Source organism: Streptomyces sp. NBC_00400, from assembly GCF_036048035.1.
GTDB lineage: Bacteria > Actinomycetota > Actinomycetes > Streptomycetales > Streptomycetaceae > Streptomyces.
In genome coordinates this window covers 4,359,373-4,377,122 of sequence record NZ_CP107940.1, presented here as the reverse complement: position 1 = coordinate 4,377,122, position 17,750 = coordinate 4,359,373, and the positions used below count along the sequence as shown (strand labels likewise).

17 protein-coding genes and 1 tRNA gene are annotated in these 17,750 nt (G+C 70.0%); 9 read left to right on the top strand and 9 right to left on the bottom strand.

All coding sequences use genetic code 11. The annotated features are described in order from the left end of the window. Positions 1-216: 216 nt before the first annotated feature. From OHS81_RS19065 to OHS81_RS19055, 3 genes are all read left to right on the top strand, one after another. Positions 217-798 carry a Uma2 family endonuclease gene (locus OHS81_RS19065; RefSeq protein WP_328385939.1) on the top strand — a complete coding sequence of 194 codons (582 nt, stop codon included), beginning with the start codon at positions 217-219 and terminating at the stop codon, positions 796-798. 29 nt (positions 799-827) lie between these two features. Next, positions 828-1,232, top strand: coding sequence for a pyridoxamine 5'-phosphate oxidase family protein (locus OHS81_RS19060; protein ID WP_328385938.1), 405 nt, complete (start codon positions 828-830; stop codon positions 1,230-1,232). A 425-nt stretch (positions 1,233-1,657) separates the two neighbouring features. Beyond that, entirely contained in the window at positions 1,658-2,062 is a 405-nt protein-coding gene (locus OHS81_RS19055; RefSeq protein ID WP_328385937.1) for a hypothetical protein, read from the top strand. A 159-nt stretch (positions 2,063-2,221) separates the two neighbouring features. Here OHS81_RS19055 and OHS81_RS19050 read toward each other — a convergent pair whose 3' ends face one another. Genes OHS81_RS19050 through dnaK form a run of 4 tightly spaced genes read right to left on the bottom strand, consistent with a single transcriptional unit; the run spans position 2,222 to position 6,412 of the window. After that, a complete protein-coding gene (locus tag OHS81_RS19050; protein ID WP_088798603.1) occupies positions 2,222-2,674 on the bottom strand; it encodes a heat shock protein transcriptional repressor HspR in 453 nt (150 codons plus the stop codon). 1 nt (position 2,675) lies between these two features. After that, a complete protein-coding gene (gene dnaJ / locus OHS81_RS19045; RefSeq protein WP_328385936.1) occupies positions 2,676-3,848 on the bottom strand; it encodes a molecular chaperone DnaJ in 1,173 nt (390 codons plus the stop codon). A gap of 45 nt (positions 3,849-3,893) precedes the next feature. Continuing rightward, positions 3,894-4,544, bottom strand: coding sequence for a nucleotide exchange factor GrpE (grpE, locus tag OHS81_RS19040; RefSeq protein ID WP_311626398.1), 651 nt, complete (start codon positions 4,542-4,544; stop codon positions 3,894-3,896). Further along, the gene (gene dnaK, locus OHS81_RS19035; protein ID WP_328385935.1) at positions 4,541-6,412 is read right to left on the bottom strand and encodes a molecular chaperone DnaK; all 1,872 of its coding nucleotides are present in this window, start codon (positions 6,410-6,412) and stop codon (positions 4,541-4,543) included. The genes grpE and dnaK overlap by 4 nt, the downstream gene beginning before the upstream one ends. A gap of 288 nt (positions 6,413-6,700) precedes the next feature. Between dnaK and OHS81_RS19030 the strand changes: the two genes are divergently transcribed. The 4 genes from OHS81_RS19030 (at position 6,701) to OHS81_RS19015 (ending at position 12,205) form a co-directional block, all read left to right on the top strand. Next, complete coding sequence (locus tag OHS81_RS19030; protein WP_328385934.1) at positions 6,701-8,968, top strand: (Fe-S)-binding protein; 2,268 nt, start codon at positions 6,701-6,703, stop codon at positions 8,966-8,968. A 178-nt stretch (positions 8,969-9,146) separates the two neighbouring features. Next, positions 9,147-10,469, top strand: coding sequence for an FG-GAP repeat domain-containing protein (locus OHS81_RS19025; RefSeq protein WP_328385932.1), 1,323 nt, complete (start codon positions 9,147-9,149; stop codon positions 10,467-10,469). A 72-nt stretch (positions 10,470-10,541) separates the two neighbouring features. Then, entirely contained in the window at positions 10,542-11,105 is a 564-nt protein-coding gene (locus OHS81_RS19020; protein ID WP_328385931.1) for a GNAT family N-acetyltransferase, read from the top strand. A gap of 155 nt (positions 11,106-11,260) precedes the next feature. Next, positions 11,261-12,205: a Yip1 family protein gene (locus OHS81_RS19015; RefSeq protein ID WP_328391257.1), complete on the top strand. Its 945-nt coding sequence runs from the start codon at positions 11,261-11,263 to the stop codon at positions 12,203-12,205. A 129-nt stretch (positions 12,206-12,334) separates the two neighbouring features. On the opposite strand, the gene OHS81_RS19010 is transcribed toward OHS81_RS19015, so the two are convergent. The 4 genes from OHS81_RS19010 to OHS81_RS18995 all read right to left on the bottom strand — a co-directional run bounded on the left by OHS81_RS19010 (position 12,335) and on the right by OHS81_RS18995 (position 15,647). Continuing rightward, complete coding sequence (locus OHS81_RS19010; protein ID WP_328385930.1) at positions 12,335-13,876, bottom strand: ricin-type beta-trefoil lectin domain protein; 1,542 nt, start codon at positions 13,874-13,876, stop codon at positions 12,335-12,337. A gap of 302 nt (positions 13,877-14,178) precedes the next feature. After that, positions 14,179-14,676, bottom strand: coding sequence for a phosphoribosyltransferase (locus tag OHS81_RS19005; RefSeq protein ID WP_328385929.1), 498 nt, complete (start codon positions 14,674-14,676; stop codon positions 14,179-14,181). An 84-nt stretch (positions 14,677-14,760) separates the two neighbouring features. Continuing rightward, the gene (dcd, locus tag OHS81_RS19000; RefSeq protein WP_328385928.1) at positions 14,761-15,336 is read right to left on the bottom strand and encodes a dCTP deaminase; all 576 of its coding nucleotides are present in this window, start codon (positions 15,334-15,336) and stop codon (positions 14,761-14,763) included. A 152-nt stretch (positions 15,337-15,488) separates the two neighbouring features. Continuing rightward, complete coding sequence (locus OHS81_RS18995) at positions 15,489-15,647, bottom strand: hypothetical protein (protein ID WP_016573140.1); 159 nt, start codon at positions 15,645-15,647, stop codon at positions 15,489-15,491. Positions 15,648-15,939: 292 nt separating this feature from the next. On the opposite strand from OHS81_RS18995, the gene OHS81_RS18990 reads away from it, so the two are divergent. Continuing rightward, positions 15,940-16,013, top strand: a tRNA-Gly gene (locus OHS81_RS18990). 556 nt (positions 16,014-16,569) lie between these two features. Beyond that, positions 16,570-17,442: a pentapeptide repeat-containing protein gene (locus OHS81_RS18985; protein ID WP_328385927.1), complete on the top strand. Its 873-nt coding sequence runs from the start codon at positions 16,570-16,572 to the stop codon at positions 17,440-17,442. A 103-nt stretch (positions 17,443-17,545) separates the two neighbouring features. Here the strand turns inward: OHS81_RS18985 and OHS81_RS18980 are convergent, their stop codons facing one another. After that, the gene (locus OHS81_RS18980) at positions 17,546-17,725 is read right to left on the bottom strand and encodes a hypothetical protein (RefSeq protein WP_328385926.1); all 180 of its coding nucleotides are present in this window, start codon (positions 17,723-17,725) and stop codon (positions 17,546-17,548) included. Between the last annotated feature and the right edge of the window lie 25 nt (positions 17,726-17,750).

The following is a 17,750-nucleotide window of genomic DNA, read 5'->3' as shown; positions in this document are numbered from 1 at the left end:
CAGCGTCTTCGCCCAGTCTGACCCCGCCAGGGGCCGGACTCCCGGGGAAATCCTGCTCATACCAACGTGCGATAAGTTGAGTCTAGAACACTCAAGGTTGTTTCGGGAGCAGTCCACCCCGACTCTCGCTCACTCGTGCGAGGGAACCGTGGCCGATCGCGCCCGCCCGTCCCCGCCGCCCGGCGACACTGGCCTTCGACCACAAGGAGGTGCAGCATGACGGCTATGGCACACGAGCCGATGCCCACGCAGGACGACATCCTCCTGGAAGGCTTTCTGGCGCTGGAGACCCCGACGGGTTTCCGGGCCGAGCTCATCGAGGGGGAGATTGCTGTGACACCGCCGCCGGATGGCGACCACGAGGACTACCTGAGTCTCGTCTTCGAGCAGGTGATGCGGATGTCTGCGACTGCCATGCAGTTCTCGGGACACAAAGGACTCGTCCTCTCCCACGCGGCGGGCCAGCCCGCGGACCACGTGATCCCCGATGCCACCATCGCCCCACGCGCGCTGCGTCTGTTCCGCGGCGCCCCTCCCTGGATGCCCAGCGACGGCGTTGCCATGGTCGTTGAGGTGACGTCGAGCAAGCCCCACAAGGACCGTGTCGCCAAGCGCCACGGCTACGCCCGTGCCGGTATCCCGCTCTACCTGCTGGTGGACCGCAGCAAAGCCACCATCACGCTCTTCAGCGAACCCTCCGGGGACGACTACGTAGGGAACAACACCGCCCCCCTCGGCAAACCCCTCCCCCTCCCCGCCCCCTTCTCCTTCGACCTGGAAACCACCGACTTCCTCTGACCTCCGGGCCCCGGCCTACCCTTGCTCCCATGGCCCATGACCTCAGCGCCCTCAGCCCGGAGTACCTCGCCTTCTGGGGCGAGTACCTGATGCCGACGCTCACCACGCTGCGTACGGACGGGACGCCGCACGTCGTCCCGGTAGGCGTCACCTACGACGCCGGGCAGCGGATCGCGCGCATCATCACCCGCAAGGACAGCGCCAAGGTCAAGAACATCGTCGCCGCCGGGGCGGACGGCGCCACCGTCGCCGTGTGCCAGGTCGACAAGGGGCGCTGGGCGACCCTGGAGGGCATCGGGCGGGTGCGCACGGACAGCGAGTCGGTGGCCGACGCAGTGCGCCGGTACGCCGAGCGCTACGGCCGGACGCCGACGCCCAACCCCGATCGCGTCATGATCGAGATCGCGGTGACCAAGGCGATGGGGCGGGCCTGAGAGCCGTCCCGCCGCCCCGATGCCCCGCTGAGCCCACGTCCCACCGAGCCCCGGCCCTGGCTGAAAACGGACCTTCCCGCTCCGCCCCCGGCCGTCCACCTGGTACTCAGGAGCGACGGGAACCGAACAGCTCCGTGCAAGGACGGACGGCATCGGGCCTGCCCCAGGCAAAAGACGGCAGCTGGAGGCCGCATGGCGTCGGCAGTGCACATCGTGACGACCGCTCCGCGCCGTCCGCCCCCCACCCCGCCGCAGCCGCACGCCGAGCTCTGCCCGCGCTGCGGCGGCCAACTGGCCGTCAGCCAGGACGCCTGGAAGATCTGTCACGCCTGCGGTTACGCTTCGCCGCCCGGTACAGCCCCTCCTCCACGGGCCACCCGCGGGGGTATCGTCGCCCCCACAGTCGCCACGCCCCGGAGGGCACGATGAACTCGGTCCGAGTGACGGCGATCGCCTGCCTGATGCCGCTGTCCGAGCTGGACGAGGATCCGTTCCTGGTCGACGACCGCGGCCAGCACGACATGTGCACCCAGTGGGCGGCAGCCCGTGACTACCACCTGACCTGCCGGCTCAGCCTGCACCACCTGCGCGCCGACCACGGCGCACTGTGGCGTGATGTCGAAGCGGGCCTGGTGGATGTGTTCGTGGCGCCCAACCGCCGGGCACTGGAGAACGCCATCGACGGCACCGCCGAGTTCACCGCACGGTGCGCCGAGGCCGGGGTGCACCTGGAGACCACCGGCCTCGACGAGCCGGTCTACACCCTGGCGATGAAGTCGCATGTGCACCGCCGGCTGTCGATGCCGACGGCCGGGTACAACGGCTGCTGAGCAGGCGCGGCCGTAGGCCGTACGCCAACGGACGCAGACGGCACGGCACGACGCCGCGCACCGCACCCCGCACCCCGCACCCCAAAACGCGACAAGGGCCGGGTTTCCCCGGCCCTTTGCCACCTCACGCGCCGGGAGCTCACGCCCCGGCCGGCCGGATCACTCCGGCCGCTTGGGCCGCCACACCACCAGCGCGCTGGTCTGCTGCACGTCGTGATACGGCACCAGATCCCGCCGGTAGGAGGCGTGCACCGCCGCTTCCCGCTGCTGCATCGCGCTGGCCGCGCCCTCCAGGGCGCCCTGCAGCTCGACGACCCGCTGCTGCAGGGCCGCGACCTGGTTCTCCAGCTCGATGATGCGCTTGATGCCGGCCAGGTTGATGCCCTCGTCCTGGGACAACTGCTGCACCGTACGGAGCAGTTCGATGTCCCGGGCCGAATAGCGGCGGCCCCGCCCGGGCGTGCGGTCGGGCGAGACCAGACCCAGCCGGTCGTACTGCCGAAGGGTCTGCGGATGCAGTCCGGAGAGCTGAGCCGCGACGGAGATGACATACACCGGCGACTCTTCGGTCAGTTCATAGGGGTTACGACGCTGCCCGCCCCGGCTGTCCATCTCAAGCTCCCTTCGCGGCCTGGAACAGCTCTGCCCGCGGGTCCGGGCCCGCGGTCGCCTCGCGATAGGACTCCAGCGACTCCTTCGCCTTGCCGCTGAGGTCACTGGGGACCAGCACCTCTATGGTGACCAGCAGATCACCCCGGGTGCCGTCCTTACGGGTCGCACCCTTGCCCCGGGCGCGCATGGTGCGTCCGTTGGGGGTGCCGGCCGGCAGCTTCAGCGTCACCGGCGGGCCGCCCAGCGTCGGCACCTTGACCTCACCACCGAGCGCGGCCTCCGGGAAGGTGACCGGCACCGTGACGGTGAGGTTGTCGCCCTTGCGGCCGAAGACCGGGTGGGCGTCGACGTGCACGACCACATACAGATCGCCGGCCGGGCCGCCCTGCTCGCCCGGAGCGCCCTTGCCGCGCAGCCGGATGCGCTGCCCGTCGGAGACGCCCGCGGGGATCCGCACCTGCATCGTGCGGGCACTGGTCGCCCGGCCGCTGCCCTTGCAGACCTCACAGGGGTCCTGGGCGATCAGGCCCCGGCCCTTGCAGTCGGCGCACGGGTCGGTGAGCGAGAAGCCACCGCCCGCGCCCCGGCTGACCTGGCCGGTGCCGACACAGGTCGGACAGACCCGCGGCGTACCGTTTTTGTCGCCGGTGCCCGAACACGCCTTGCACGGCGCCTGGCTGGACATCCGCAGCGGGACCGTGGCCCCGTCGACCGCCTCGGTGAAGCTGAGCGTCACCTCGGACTCGATGTCCTGGCCGCGGCGCGCGTGGGTACGCGTCCCGGCGCCGCCGCGGTTGAACAGGCCGCCGAAGACGTCCCCGATCCCGCCGCCGAAGCCGCCGCCCCCGCCGCCCTGACCGGGCGTGCCCCCGAAGAGGTCGCCCAGGTCGAAGTTGAAGGAGCCGCCGCCGCCCGGACCCGGCCGGTAGCCGCCGTTGCCGAACAGCGTGCGCGCCTCGTCGTACTCCTTGCGGCGCTTGGTGTCGCCCAGGATGTCGTGGGCCTCGGAGATCTCCTTGAAGCGCTCCTCGGCCTTGGCGTCGCCCTTGTTGGCGTCCGGGTGGAACTCCCGGGCGAGCTTGCGGTACGCCTTCTTGATCTCCGCTTCGGTGGCGTCCTTCGGGACGCCGAGGACCTTGTAGTAGTCCTTCTCGACGAAGTCCTTGGTGCTCATCCCCGACGTCCCTCCTCCCGCACGGATTTTCTCTCTGTCCTCACGTCAGCCCTCGTCCGGGCCACCGCTCTCCTCGTCCGAAGCCTTGGGGTCCTCGTCGGAGGCGGACTTGGCGCCCTGGGCGCCCGGCTGCGGCTCGGCGACGGCGACCCGCGCGGGGCGAATCGTTCGTTCACCGATGCGATACCCGGGCTGCAGGATCGCCACGCACGTCGTCTCGGTGACATCCGGTGCGTACGAATGCATCAGTGCCTCGTGAATCGTCGGGTCGAAGGGCTCGCCCTCCTTGCCGAACTGCTGCAGACCCAGCTTGGCGACCACGGTCTCCATCGACTCGGCCACCGACTTGAAGCCGCCGACCAGTTCGCCGTGCTCACGGGCACGGCCGATGTCGTCGAGGGTGGGAAGGAGCTCGGACAGGAGGTTCGCCGCGGCGATCTCCTTGACCGTGACCCGGTCCCGTTCCACCCGACGGCGGTAGTTCTGGTACTCCGCCTGGAGCCGCTGGAGGTCCGCCGTGCGCTCGTTGAGCGCCGTACGTACCTGGTCCAGCTGCGCCTGGAGCGCTACGTCCGTTACGTCCCCGGCCGGGGCCGAGCCCGCCTTGTCGGCGGACTCGGCCTGCGCCGCGTCTTCGGGAGCGGCGTCGGAAGGGACGTCGGGCTTCTCGTCGAAGCCCGGGGTCTCCTCCGTCACGCGGCACCGTCCTTCTTGGGCTTCTCGTCGTCGACGATCTCGGCGTCCACGACATCGTCCTCGGCCTTGGCCTGCTCGGCGCCCTCGGCACCGGCAGCGCCCTCGGCACCGGCCGCACCCTGGGCGTCGGCGTACATGGCCTGGCCCAGCTTCTGGGAGACGGCCGCGACCTTCTCGGTGGCGGTGCGGATCTCGGCTGTGTTGTCGCCCTCGGCGGACTCGCCCTTGAGCTTCTCCTTCAGCTCGCCGACGGCTTCCTCGACCTCGGTCTTGACCTCGCCGGGGACCTTCTCCTCGTTGTCCTTGAGGAACTTCTCGGTCTGGTAGACGAGCTGTTCGGCCTGGTTACGGGTCTCGGCGGCCTCGCGGCGCTTGGTGTCCTCGTCCGCGTACTGCTCGGCCTCCTGGCGCATCCGGTCGACCTCGTCCTTCGGCAGCGAGGAGCCGCCGGTGACGGTCATCTTCTGCTCCTTGCCCGTGCCCAGGTCCTTCGCGGTCACGTGCATGATGCCGTTGGCGTCGATGTCGAAGGAGACCTCGATCTGCGGGACCCCGCGGGGGGCCGGCGGCAGACCGGTCAGCTCGAACATCCCGAGCTTCTTGTTGTACGCCGCGATCTCGCGCTCGCCCTGGTAGACCTGGATCTGCACGGACGGCTGGTTGTCCTCGGCCGTCGTGAAGATCTCGGACCGCTTGGTCGGGATCGTGGTGTTGCGCTCGATGAGCTTGGTCATGATGCCGCCCTTGGTCTCGATACCGAGGGACAGCGGGGTGACGTCCAGCAGGAGAACGTCCTTGACCTCACCCTTGAGGACACCGGCCTGGAGGGTGGCGCCGATGGCGACGACCTCGTCCGGGTTGACGCCCTTGTTGGCGTCCTTGCCGCCGGTCAGCTCCTTGACGAGCTCGGCGACGGCGGGCATACGGGTGGAGCCGCCGACCAGGACCACGTGGTCGATCTCGGACAGGTTGATACCCGCGTCCTTGATCACGTTGTGGAACGGCGTCTTGCAGCGGTCCAGGAGGTCCGAGGTGAGCTGCTGGAACTGCGAGCGCGTGAGCTTCTCGTCCAGGTGCAGCGGGCCCTCGGCGGAGGCGGTGATGTAGGGAAGGTTGATCGTCGTCTCGGTGGAGGACGACAGCTCGATCTTCGCCTTCTCGGCGGCCTCGCGCAGACGCTGCAGCGCCATCTTGTCCTTGGCGAGGTCGACGCCGTGGCCGTTCTGGAACTGCTTGACCAGGTAGTCGACGACGCGCTGGTCCCAGTCGTCACCACCGAGGTGGTTGTCGCCGTTGGTGGCCTTCACCTCGACGACGCCGTCGCCGATCTCCAGCAGCGAGACGTCGAAGGTGCCGCCACCGAGGTCGAAGACCAGAATGGTCTGGTCGTCCTTCTCCAGGCCGTAGGCCAGGGCGGCCGCGGTGGGCTCGTTGACGATGCGCAGGACGTTGAGGCCCGCGATCTCACCGGCCTCCTTGGTGGCCTGGCGCTCGGAGTCGTTGAAGTAGGCCGGAACGGTGATGACCGCGTCGACGACCTTCTCGCCCAGATACGCCTCGGCGTCGCGCTTGAGCTTCTGCAGGATGAAGGCGCTCATCTGCTGCGGGTTGAAGCCCTTGCCGTCGATGTCGATCTTCCAGTCGGTGCCCATGTGGCGCTTGACCGACCGGATGGTCCTGTCGACGTTGGTGACCGCCTGACGCTTGGCGACCTCGCCGACCAGCACCTCGCCGTTCTTGGCGAAGGCGACAACGGACGGCGTGGTCCTGGCGCCCTCGGCGTTGGTGATGACGGTGGGCTCACCGCCTTCGAGAACACTGACGACGGAGTTCGTCGTGCCCAGGTCGATGCCGACCGCACGTGCCATTTCAATTCCTCCAGCTGACTTGAGTGGAACAGGCTCAAGAGTGCAGTACCGAAGAAAACCTGTCAACAGACCTGAGTCTCGTGGACTCAACTTTTATGTCGCCCTTATCGTCACCAGGCTTCCGGGCCCAAGACGCCGGGGGTGCACAGAGGGTTGCCTTCGCGACGCAGATCACCGGCCGGGCGGCTTCATGGCGCGGGGGAGAATGGGTAACCTCAGCGGCAGACCAAAAAAGTTACCGCTTAGTAGTTACTCCGTTTCCGCTCTCGCAGGTACGAGGAGCCTCCCATGCAACTCGCCGCGATCATCGTGTCGCTGGTGCTCATCGCGGTCGCCGTGGCGCTGTTCGGCCGCGCCCTCCTGCAGATCTACCGCCAGATGCGGCTGGGCGCTCCAGTGCCCGCCGGCACCCGGACCGACGCCCCCGTCCAGCGGACCGTGACGGTGGCCAGGGAGTTCGTCGGCCACACGCGCATGAACCGCTGGGGCGTCGTCGGCGTCGCGCACTGGTTCGTGGCGGTGGGCTTCCTCACCCTGCTGCTGACGATCGTCAACGCCATCGGCCAGCTCTTCCAGGCCGACTGGCTGATCCCGTTCATCGGCGACTGGCTGCCGTGGGAGCTGTACGTCGAGGCGATGGGCACGCTGACGACCCTGGGCATCATCGCCCTGATCGTCATCCGCCAGCTGAGCCGCCCCGGCAACGCGGGCCGCAAGTCCCGCTTCACCGGCTCGAACTTCGGCCAGGCGTACTTCGTCGAGGCCGTCATCCTCATCGTCGGCATCTGCATCGTCACGCTGCACGCCCTGGAGGGCGCCCAGCACGGCGTCGACCACTACGAGGCCGCGTACTTCGTCTCGTACCCGCTGGTCGCGGCCTTCAAGGGGATGAGCCTCAGCACCCTGCAGAACCTCACCTACTTCTTCGCCGGCCTCAAGATCGCGACGTCCTTCATCTGGATGATCACGGTCTCGCTGAAGACGGACATGGGTGTCGCCTGGCACCGCTTCCTGGCCTTCCCCAACATCTGGTTCAAGCGCGAGGCGGACGGCTCCGTCGCGCTCGGCGCGCTGCAGCCGATGACCAGCGAGGGCAAGCCGATCGACTTCGAGGACCCGGGCGAGGACGACCAGTTCGGCGTCTCCCAGGTCGAGCACTTCTCCTGGAAGGGCCTGCTCGACTTCTCCACCTGCACCGAGTGCGGCCGCTGTCAGTCGCAGTGCCCCGCCTGGAACACCGGCAAGCCGCTCTCCCCCAAGCTCCTGATCATGTCGCTGCGCGACCACGCGCACGCCAAGGCGCCGTACCTGCTCGCGGGCGGCGGCAAGGACGACGAGGGCAACGAGAAGGCGAGTGCCGAGCAGCTGGCCGGCGTGCCCGCGGCCGCGCTGGCCGAGGCCGAGCGCCCGCTGATCGGCACTCTCGAAGAGAACGGCGTCATCGACCCCGACGTCCTGTGGTCCTGCACCACCTGCGGCGCCTGTGTCGAGCAGTGCCCGGTCGACATCGAGCACATCGACCACATCGTCGACATGCGCCGCTACCAGGTCATGATCGAGTCCTCGTTCCCGTCCGAGGCGGGCACGATGCTCAAGAACCTGGAGAAGAAGGGCAACCCCTGGGGCCTGGCCAAGAAGCAGCGGCTGGCCTGGACCAAGGAGGTCGACTTCGAGATCCCGATCGTCGGCCAGGACGTCGAGGACCTGACCGAGGTCGAATACCTCTACTGGGTCGGCTGCGCCGGCGCCCTGGAGGACCGCGCCAAGAAGACCACCAAGGCCTTCGCGGAGCTGCTGCACATCGCGGGCGTGAAGTTCGCGATCATGGGCGGCGACGAGAAGTGCACCGGTGACTCCCCGCGCCGCCTGGGCAACGAATTCCTCTTCCAGCAGCTCGGCGCGGAGAACGTCGCCACGCTGAACGCCGCCTTCGGTGAGGATGACGAGGACGAGTCGACCAAGAAGCCCAAGGCGTCGAAGAAGATCGTCGCGACCTGCCCGCACTGCTTCAACACCATCGCGAACGAGTACCCCCAGCTGGGCGGCGAGTACGAGGTCATCCACCACACCCAGCTGCTCCAGCACCTGGTCGACGAGGGCAAGCTCACCCCCGTCACCCCGGTCGAGGGTCTGATCACCTACCACGACCCCTGCTACCTGGGCCGCCACAACAAGGTCTACACCCCGCCGCGCGAGATCATCGCCAAGGTGCCGGGCCTGCGGAACGAGGAGATGCACCGCCACAAGGAGCGCGGCTTCTGCTGTGGCGCCGGCGGTGCCCGCATGTGGATGGAAGAGCGCATCGGCAAGCGCATCAACAACGAGCGCGTCGACGAGGCCCTGTCGCTCAACCCCGACATCGTCTCGACGGCCTGCCCGTTCTGCCTGGTCATGCTCACCGACTCGGTCAACGGCAAGAAGAACGACGGCAAGGCCAAGGAATCCATCCGGGTCGTCGACGTGGCCCAGCTGCTGCTGGACTCCGTCAAGACCCCCGTCGACCCGGCGGGCGACGAGGAGACCGAGGATGCGCCGGAGCCGGAACCGGTGAAGTAACGAAGTAACGGCGCGCACCCGCGCGTTGGCCGACGGCCGGTCCCCTCTTCGCACGGGACCGGCCGTCGGCGGTTCCGTACCGCGGGCGCGGACGGGCAGGACAGGACGGCGGCACCCGGGCACCCCGGGGCCGCGGATGACAACACGACCACAGTGGTACGGGCGGGGTGGGGACGCGATGCGCAGACGGATCGCCACGGCAGCGGGGCTCGGGCTGGCCCTCCTTCTCGGCTCCTGCGGCCTGCTCTCCCCCTCCGGCGACACGCGCCGCGCCGCCCCCCACCGCGCCTCGTCGCTGCCGTCCGCGCGCCCCGTCCCGGCCGGCCGGGGCAGCAAGGCCGCCGGCGACTTCAACGGCGACGGCCACCCCGATCTCGTCCTCGACAGCCTGCTCGCCCCGGCCCGCGGCCACGACGACGACCCGGGCATCGGCATCCTCTACGGCTCCGCACACGGACTCGCCCCGGCCACCCGGGAGTTGCTCACCCCGGCCCGCAACGCCGCCCGCACCGGCACGGCCGTCCCCGCCGCCTTCGACGCCGAGACCGTCTGCGACCTCGACCGGGACGGCTTCAGCGATCTCGTCGTCACCACCGACCCGCCCTACGACGGCGTGGGCCGCCCGCCCGTCCCCGTACAGCTGCTCTTCGGCTCGCCCCGGGGCCTCGGCGCCGCCCGCGCCGTGACACTCCGCATCCCCGGCCGGGCGCGGTTCGGCAACGAATGGCCCGACCAGCCGGTCTGCGGCGACTTCGACGGCGATGGCGCACCCGACCTGGCCGTCACCGCCTCCGGCCCCCGGATCAGCTACCTGAAGGGCCCCTTCACCCGCACCGGCGCCCCCGCGGCAGCCGGCGCCCCGCTCCCCGTCCCCGGCACCGCCCTGGCCACCGCCGGGCCCCTCGCGCCGTCCGCCGACATCGACCACGACGGCGCCGACGACCTCCTCGTACGCTCCGCCGCCCCCGGCCGCCGCGCCCGCAGCCGGCTCGCCCTCGGCGGCCCCCGGGGCCCCCTCAAGGCCGGCCCGGCCGCCTACCCGCCCGGCTACGCCACGGCCTTCGGGCGCTTCGCCGGGGCCGGGCGGGGGGTGACCTCCGTCACCGCCGACACCGGCGGTGAGCTGTCCGTCGGCGGCCGCCCGGGCCGGATCCGTGCGGATACCGGCGGGGTTCCCACCCTCGCCGCCGCCGATGTGGACCACGACGGCCACCCGGATCTTGTGATCGGCGGCACCCGCCCCGCCCTGCTGAGCGGCACCGCGACCGGGCTCTCCGCCGCCGTCCGCCGCCTGTCCGTGCCCCGCCTCCCCGGTGCCGGGCGCCCGTACTCCACGGTTCTCGCCCTCACCGACTTCGACGGCGACCACCACGCCGACCTCGTCCTGTTCACCCGGCGCGGCCGCACCCACGACAGGGTGACGGTCCTCCCCGGCGGCCCGTCAGGCCTCACCGCGCGTCCCGTCCTCTCCTTCAGCACGGCGGACTTCACGGCTTCCTGACGGTCCGCCAGCAGATTGTGGCCGGTGGCTAATACACTTGCCCGGCGCCGGGACGCATCCGACCATGACGCCATGAACACAGACACGGGCAGGGACACGGCTGACGACCCGGGCGCCCGGGAGCGCCCCGCACCGGCGGAGACGCCGCCCGCCCCGCCCGTCACGGTCCGGCTCGCCCTCCCCACCGACGCCCCCGCGATCGCCGCCGTCCACCAGGCGTCACGGCAGGCCACCATGCCCTACCTGCCGCCCCAGCGCCGTACCCATGACGAGGTCACCCGCTGGGTCCGGGAGATCGTGCTGCCGCAGTGTCACACCTTCGTCGCCACCCGTGGCCCCGAGCTCCTGGGCTACGCGGCCGTACAGGGCGACCTGCTCGACCAGCTCTACCTCCGCCCGGACGTCCGGCGGCGCGGCATCGGCACCCTCCTCCTCGCCGCGGCGCGGCGGCACCGCCCCGAGGGCCTGTATCTGCACGTCTTCCAACTCAACACCGGAGCAAGGGCGTTCTACGCCCACCACGGTTTCCGGGTCGTGGCCGTCGACGACGGCAGCTCCAACATGGAGAACCTTCCGGACCTCACCCTCCGCTGGACCCCGGTCCCCAGGCCGCGGTCCCCTCGGGGAAACCCGTAGGGGGAGTGCGGTGCCAGGCACGGCGGGCTCAGGGAGACCGGGGTGACACCCCTTAAGGGATGTCACAGGTCAGATGCAAACCCGCGCCCGATCCCCCTGCACGGCCACCCCGCCCGCGCAGACCAGGTACTTTCGACTATGTGGCTGGATTCAGGATGGGTCGCGGACGGGACACCCGCCCCGCGCAGAACGGACAGCAGGGGCACCAGGGGCAGCAGGCGCCGTACGGGCAGCAAGCACCGTACGGGCAGCAGCCCCCGCCGCCGCACGGGCAGTGGCAGCAGGCACCGCAGCAGTACGGCGGGCCGCAGGGACAGCCACAGCCGCACGGGCAGCACGGTGAGCCCGAGTACTTCGGCGACGGTGGCTACCAGCCCCCACAGCAGGCCTACGCGCCGTACACGAACGACAACAACCCGGGCCACACCCAGCAGTTCAGCGTCGGTGACACCCCGGACGCCTACGGCCCGCCCCAGGGCGGGTACGACAACGGCGCCGACGGCGGGTACGCGGACGGCGGCACCTACCGCGCCGGCCAGACCACCGCGCCGCCGGCCGGCCCCCGGCTGCAGTGGAAGCAGCTGCTGTCCGGCATCGTGCTGCGCCCCGATGCCACGTTCTGGCAGATGCGTGACCACGCGGTGTGGGCCCCGGCACTGATCGTCGCCTTCGTCTACGGCCTGCTCGCGGTCTTCGGCTTCGACAAGGCCCGCGAGGATGTGCTGAACGCCACCCTCTCCAACAGCATCCCGTGGGTGGCGATCACCGCGGTGATGTTCATCGTCGGCAGCCTGATCCTGGGCGCGGTCACCCACACCCTGGCCCGCCAGCTCGGCGGCGACGGCCCCTGGCAGCCGACCATCGGCCTGGCCATGCTGATCATGGCGATCTCGGACGCGCCACGGCTGCTGTTCGCGATGTTCCTCGGCGGTGACAGCACCCTGGTCCAGGTCCTGGGCTGGCTGACCTGGCTCGCCGGCGGCTACCTGCTGACCTCCATGGTCAGCAAGACGCACGATCTGCCGTGGCCCAAGGCCCTCGGCGCCTCGTCGATCCAGCTGGTCGCGCTGCTCGCCCTGCTGAAGCTCGGCACCCTGTAAAGCCGTACCGGCCACGGCAAGGGGCCCGCCCCGGAGCACCAGACTCCGGAGCGGGCCCCTTGCCGTACGGGCGGTGACACGGTCAGGCTCCCTCAGGCCTCCTCCGGGCCCTCAGCCTCCGCCGACCCCTCAGGTTCCTCCGGCCCCCTGTACGAACCGCTGCCCCGCCGACCCGTCGCACCCCTGCAACCGCAGCGCTTCCTTCGCCGCGCCCAGCGTCAGGCAGAGCGACGGCGCGGCGGCGGGCCGGATCGTGCCGCCACCGTCCCGTACGAACTGCTGGTTGGCCGCGCCCGAGCAGTTCCACAGCACCAGTCCCGCCCCGGCCCGGTACTGCCCGCCCGGCACATCCAGGCACCGGTCCTGCGTCAGCCCCCCATGCACCGATTGCTGCTCCCCGTCGTACCACCAGTCCTGGTTGCGCTGCCCGTGGCAGTCCCAGCCGCCGACCGCCGTCCCGTTACGGCTGGATCCGCCGGTCGCGTCCACACAACTCCCCGTACTGGCGTTCCGCAGCGGCCGGTACCTCTCGTCCCAGGCCCCCGCGTACAGCTTCGGCTGCCCGGTGCTCGCGGGATCGGCGCAGGACGCCTCGCGCAGCCCCGTGGCGTACAGCTGGGTCAGACACGACGCGAACGCGCGGTGCCCGCGGGCGTTGGGATGGAACGACTGCCGCACCGAATTCGAGTCCGGCGGGATGGGGTTGGTGAGATTCACATACAGCCCGCGGGCCCAGGTGTCCTCCATGCACACCTCGTGCCCGTGGAAGAGCCGCGAGGCGTCGAGGTAGGCAGCCCCCGCGTTCAGCGCGGCCCGGCGCATGCCCCGCTCGAAGGCCGGCACGGCAGTGTTGCGCCCCCAGCCGGCGTCGGAGGTGTAGCCCGTGCAGCCGCCCGGCAGCTTCCCCGGGTAGTGCGGGTTGTCCTCGACATCCGGCCCGATCGGGCTCGGATACGACATCACCACGAGCCGGTAGTCCCCGTCCGCGTACCCGGCGTCCCGCATCACGGTCCGCAGATCGCCGACCGTCCGCTCGACCTTCGGCACCAGCCCGTCGACCCGCGCCTGCCAGCCCGGCTGGTACTTCGGCTCACAGGTGCCCTGCAGCGTGAACCAGCGCACCACGCAGTCCGTCATCACCGGCCCGAACTGCAGATCGTCATTGGCGCCGGCGACCAGCAGCACCATCTTCAGCCGGGTGTTACGGGCCGCGACGGCGAGCGCGTCGCTCTGCACCAGCTCATCGGCGTACTGCTTGCTGCCGCCGATCACGATGTTGCCGGTGCCCGCGCCCGAGCAGGCGGCGTTGTACGTCATATCCGCCGCGATACCGGTCCGGTGGATCGCCGCGTCCGGCGACCGGTGGCACCAGTTCGCCGGCCCGTCCGTGCCCGGCTCGTACGTCCCGACGCCCTCCCCCGAGATCTCACTGTCCCCCAGCGAGATCAGCGAGGTCTTCCGCTCCCCGAGGGGCCGCTCGGCCGGATCCCCGTAGAGCGTGGCCGCCTCCCGCGCCCGGATCTTCTCCAGCTCCGGCGCCAACGGCTTGACGGCCGCGGCCCCGGCCGCCGTCGGACGTGGTCCGGTGCCGGTGGCGGTGGCGGGCGCGGCACTCGCCCCGCCCACGGCCCCGGAGAACACCACGGCCCACGCCGCGGCCGAGACCACCACACCGCCCCTCAGCCGCCGCCCGCACCCCGCCCGCACCCGGTCTCCCGTACGCGCCTCTGCTCCCGCACGCCGCCCACGTAAAGCCCACTGCCCGCGTAACACCCACTGCCCGCGTAACGCCCACCGCCCACGTCTCGCACGCACCATGGGGCCTCCCCTCCGGTCTGCTGTTACCGCGGGTTGTACTCGCAGGTAGCCGACAGCGGAACACCCGGAACGGGATTGGCCGAAATCCGCACAGGGAAACGCACCGACCGCCAACTCCCTTACCAGGGACGGCGATCGGCGGCGCGCCCGTCATCTCAGGCGTCGAGAACCTGCCCCTCGCGCCGCACCACCGGCGGCTCGACGCTCCACGGGAAGTTGATCCACTCGTCCGTGCGCTTCCACACGTACTCGCACTTCACCAGCGACTGCGACTTCTCATAGATCACCGCGCTGCGGACCTCCGCCACGGTCCCCTGGCAGAAGTCGTGCACCAACTTCAGCGTCTTGCCGGTGTCGGCGACGTCATCGGCGATCAGCACCTTCTTCTCCGAGAAGTCGATCGCGTTCGGCACCGGCGCCAGCATGACCGGCATCTCCAGCGTGGTCCCCACCCCGGTGTAGAACTCCACATTCACCAGGTGGATGTTCTTGCAGTCCAGCGCGTACGCCAGACCGCCCGCGACAAAGACCCCGCCACGGGCGATCGACAGCACGACATCGGGCTCGTACCCGTCATCGGCGATCGTCTGCGCCAGCTCGCGGATCGCCCCACCGAACCGCTCGTACGTCAGGTTCTCCCGCACGTCACTCACGTATCTCTCTCAGACCTTCCGTGTGCACACCCTCTGCCACGCGCCCGCCCTGTCGGGCGCGCCCCCCGCACCGAAGCGGCTGTGTCATACCTGCGTCCGGTGAAAGTTCTTGAACGACCGGGACGGCATCGGACCACGCTGCCCCTGGTAGCGGGAGCCGTACTTCTCACTGCCGTACGGGTGCTCGGCCGGCGAGGTCAGCCGGAACATACACAGCTGCCCGATCTTCATCCCCGGCCACAGCTTGATCGGCAGCGTGGCGACATTGCTCAGCTCCAGCGTCACATGCCCGCTGAACCCCGGGTCGATGAACCCGGCGGTCGAATGCGTCAGCAGCCCCAGCCGCCCCAGCGAGCTCTTGCCCTCCAGCCGGGACGCCAGGTCGTCGGGCAGCGTGATGACCTCGTACGTCGAGGCCAGCACGAACTCACCCGGGTGCAGGATGAACGCCTCCTCGCCCTCGGGCACGACCTCTCGCGTCAGGTCGGTCTGCTCGATGGCGGGGTCGATGTGCGGATAGCGGTGATTCTCGAACACCCGGAAATAGCGGTCGAGCCGCACGTCGATGCTGGACGGCTGCACCATCGACTCTTCATAGGGGTCGATGCGCACCCGACCAGCGTCGATCTCGGCCCGGATGTCCTTGTCTGAGAGAAGCACGCAGACGAGGATACGCGCCCGCCCGGCCGCCCTCGCACGACGAGGGCCCGGCTCCCCACCTGGGAAGCCGGGCCCTGCCCACTCCTCGTCGTGCTCGCTCTGCCGCCGCCCCGCTCACGGGGGCGGCGCAGCTCTTCCTGCCTTCTTGATCGCTACCGCTTGGCGTGCTCGACGGGCACCGAGTGCCGCAGCCGAGCACAGCGCGGGCAGCGCAACAGCCGTCCGGGGCCGAGCCGGTCGGTGGTCTGCATCGGGAACGAAGCGGTGCTGAACACGTGGCCCTCGGCACAACGTACGACGGTGCGCTCCATCAAGTCCCTCTCCCAACTGCGTGGACAACAAAAGCCACATTAGGGGATGAACTGGGCGCCCTCGCACGCGGCACTCCGAGGCCCCACCGTACGCCCCAACTCCCGCACCGGGCACCCGCATCCCACCCAGGAAACCCCCACACCCCGCACCCGCCACAGAGGCCCCAACGCCCCCACCGAACACCTGGCGCACGCCCCCGCACACCGCGTCCGGGCACGCCAAATGCACCGCGAGGCGGCAATGGGGTAGAGTGTGCGACGATGTTCCGCCCTCAAGCCGAGGCGGAATTGCGCGGGTGTAGTTTAATGGTAGAACATGAGCTTCCCAAGCTCAGAGCGCGGGTTCGATTCCCGTCACCCGCTCCATATGGAAGCCCCAGGTCAGTGACCTGGGGCCTGTTTGTTGTCCAGACCATTTCGCGACCGCGTGCCATTCGCGTGCCATAACGCACCGATTACCGCGCCGAATTGGCGCCCGCAACCTCCTCTGCAGCGACTTGATCGTCCGTCATCTCGAATCGCGAGACGCGATCTACGTGGCCTGCGTCACATACCGCTGGGTGGCCTGCAACGATGCACCTGCGAATAGCCACGGCCGAGACCGTTCTGCACCGTCTGCGGTTGAACGCATGCCATCGAGCGTCGAGCGCCCTCTGGTTGCGCGAGAACTGCGAAAGTCCAGGTGCGCTGTCAGTGCGCGGCTCTAGCGTGCGGCCATGACCTTCACGTACGTGCCGCCGGTCCCTGTGGAGCAGATCCGCCAGCTGCCCACCAGAGACGTCGCGCTCCTCCTCCTGCAGCACCTCACGGACAGCAACAGCCGACATCTTCAGTTCGGCGGGCTGGTCAATTCGGCACGCCAGGCTTTCCAGAGCGAGCCCGATGAAGACGCACTGCTGGACGGGCTTGCGGACGCTTGGACGTGGCTGGAGTCACGCGCCCTGCTGTCACGAGACCACACGCAGTCCGACGCCTTCCGACGAGTCTCTCGGGAGGGCAAGGAGCTGGCGGAGGACCCGGCCGGGATAGTTCAGTACCACCGCCGTTCCGCCACCACGGCCATGACGCCGACCCGGCCGGTCCGCCGGGAGACCCGCTGACGCTGCTCGCCACCGAAACCGACCTGACCGGACTCGACTTCACCGGCCTGGACCTGCGCCCGGCACTGCGCCGTGATCCGCGCCCACGGACGTTCACCCGCTGCACCTTCACCGAAGCCAACCTACGCGGCGCCCACCTCGCCGAAGCGGTCTTCACCGACTGCACCGCCACAGCAGCCGACTTCACCGGCGCCCTGCTCGATCAGGCCCGCTGGCAGGGCGGCAGCGCCGCCGGCGCCAACTTCACCGACGCCGACTGCGGCGACCTCACCTGCGACAGCGCCGACCTGGCCAACACCAAGTGGGGCGGCGCCCTGCTCGCCCACGCCTCCTTCACCGGCTGCCGCATGATCGGAGCACGCCTCACCGGCCACCGCGGCCTGGGCCTCTCTCTCGACCGCTGCAACCTGGCCGTCGCCAACCTCAACGGCCTGAGCCTGCGCGGCGCCCACCTCGTCGGCATCCGCTTCACCGAAGCCGACCTCGGCGGCGTCGACTTCCGTGACTGCATCCTCGAAGACTGCCGACTCGCCGAAGCCAACCTACGGGCCGCCGACTTCACCGGCGCCGATCTACGCGGCGCCGACCTCGGCGAACTCACCATCGCCATCGCCGCACAGTTCCGCGGCGCGGTCATCTCCCCGGACCAGGCCGCCCAAATCTGCACCGCCCTCGGCCTGAACGTCATCAGCTGAAGCCACACCGCCGCGCGGGGCGCGGGCCGCGGGGCCGCCAGGGTAGGCGGGCCGGCCACGCTGGTCGCCCTCGTGGTCGGCGCCGGCGGCCTCAGCGCCAGACCTACGCCGGTACGGGGTCTCCCAGGATTCCGCGCAGGACCGTACCCGCGGACGGCGAGGCTTCGGCTACCTGCCTCAGTTCCAGGTCGACGTCCTTGCGACGCAGCTCCGCGAGTTCCTCGGGACGCATCGAGGCGAAGGCGCCAAGGAGGATCATCAGCCGCCAGCGCAGCACGATCATGTCGGCTCCGCCGTCTGTGCAGTCC

What these genes read in the sequence shown, in the direction of transcription:
- OHS81_RS19020 (WP_328385931.1), top strand. Translation starts at nt 10,542, where the DNA reads ATGAACACAGACACGGGCAGGGACACGGCTGACGACCCGGGCGCCCGG.
- OHS81_RS19015 (WP_328391257.1), top strand. Translation starts at nt 11,261, where the DNA reads ATGGGTCGCGGACGGGACACCCGCCCCGCGCAGAACGGACAGCAGGGG.
- OHS81_RS19065 (WP_328385939.1), top strand. Translation starts at nt 217, where the DNA reads ATGACGGCTATGGCACACGAGCCGATGCCCACGCAGGACGACATCCTC.
- OHS81_RS18980 (WP_328385926.1), bottom strand. Translation starts at nt 17,725, where the DNA reads ATGATCGTGCTGCGCTGGCGGCTGATGATCCTCCTTGGCGCCTTCGCC.
- dnaJ (WP_328385936.1), bottom strand. Translation starts at nt 3,848, where the DNA reads ATGAGCACCAAGGACTTCGTCGAGAAGGACTACTACAAGGTCCTCGGC.
- OHS81_RS19030 (WP_328385934.1), top strand. Translation starts at nt 6,701, where the DNA reads ATGCAACTCGCCGCGATCATCGTGTCGCTGGTGCTCATCGCGGTCGCC.
- OHS81_RS19060 (WP_328385938.1), top strand. Translation starts at nt 828, where the DNA reads ATGGCCCATGACCTCAGCGCCCTCAGCCCGGAGTACCTCGCCTTCTGG.
- OHS81_RS19025 (WP_328385932.1), top strand. Translation starts at nt 9,147, where the DNA reads ATGCGCAGACGGATCGCCACGGCAGCGGGGCTCGGGCTGGCCCTCCTT.
- OHS81_RS19050 (WP_088798603.1), bottom strand. Translation starts at nt 2,674, where the DNA reads ATGGACAGCCGGGGCGGGCAGCGTCGTAACCCCTATGAACTGACCGAA.
- dnaK (WP_328385935.1), bottom strand. Translation starts at nt 6,412, where the DNA reads ATGGCACGTGCGGTCGGCATCGACCTGGGCACGACGAACTCCGTCGTC.
- OHS81_RS18995 (WP_016573140.1), bottom strand. Translation starts at nt 15,647, where the DNA reads ATGGAGCGCACCGTCGTACGTTGTGCCGAGGGCCACGTGTTCAGCACC.
- OHS81_RS19055 (WP_328385937.1), top strand. Translation starts at nt 1,658, where the DNA reads ATGAACTCGGTCCGAGTGACGGCGATCGCCTGCCTGATGCCGCTGTCC.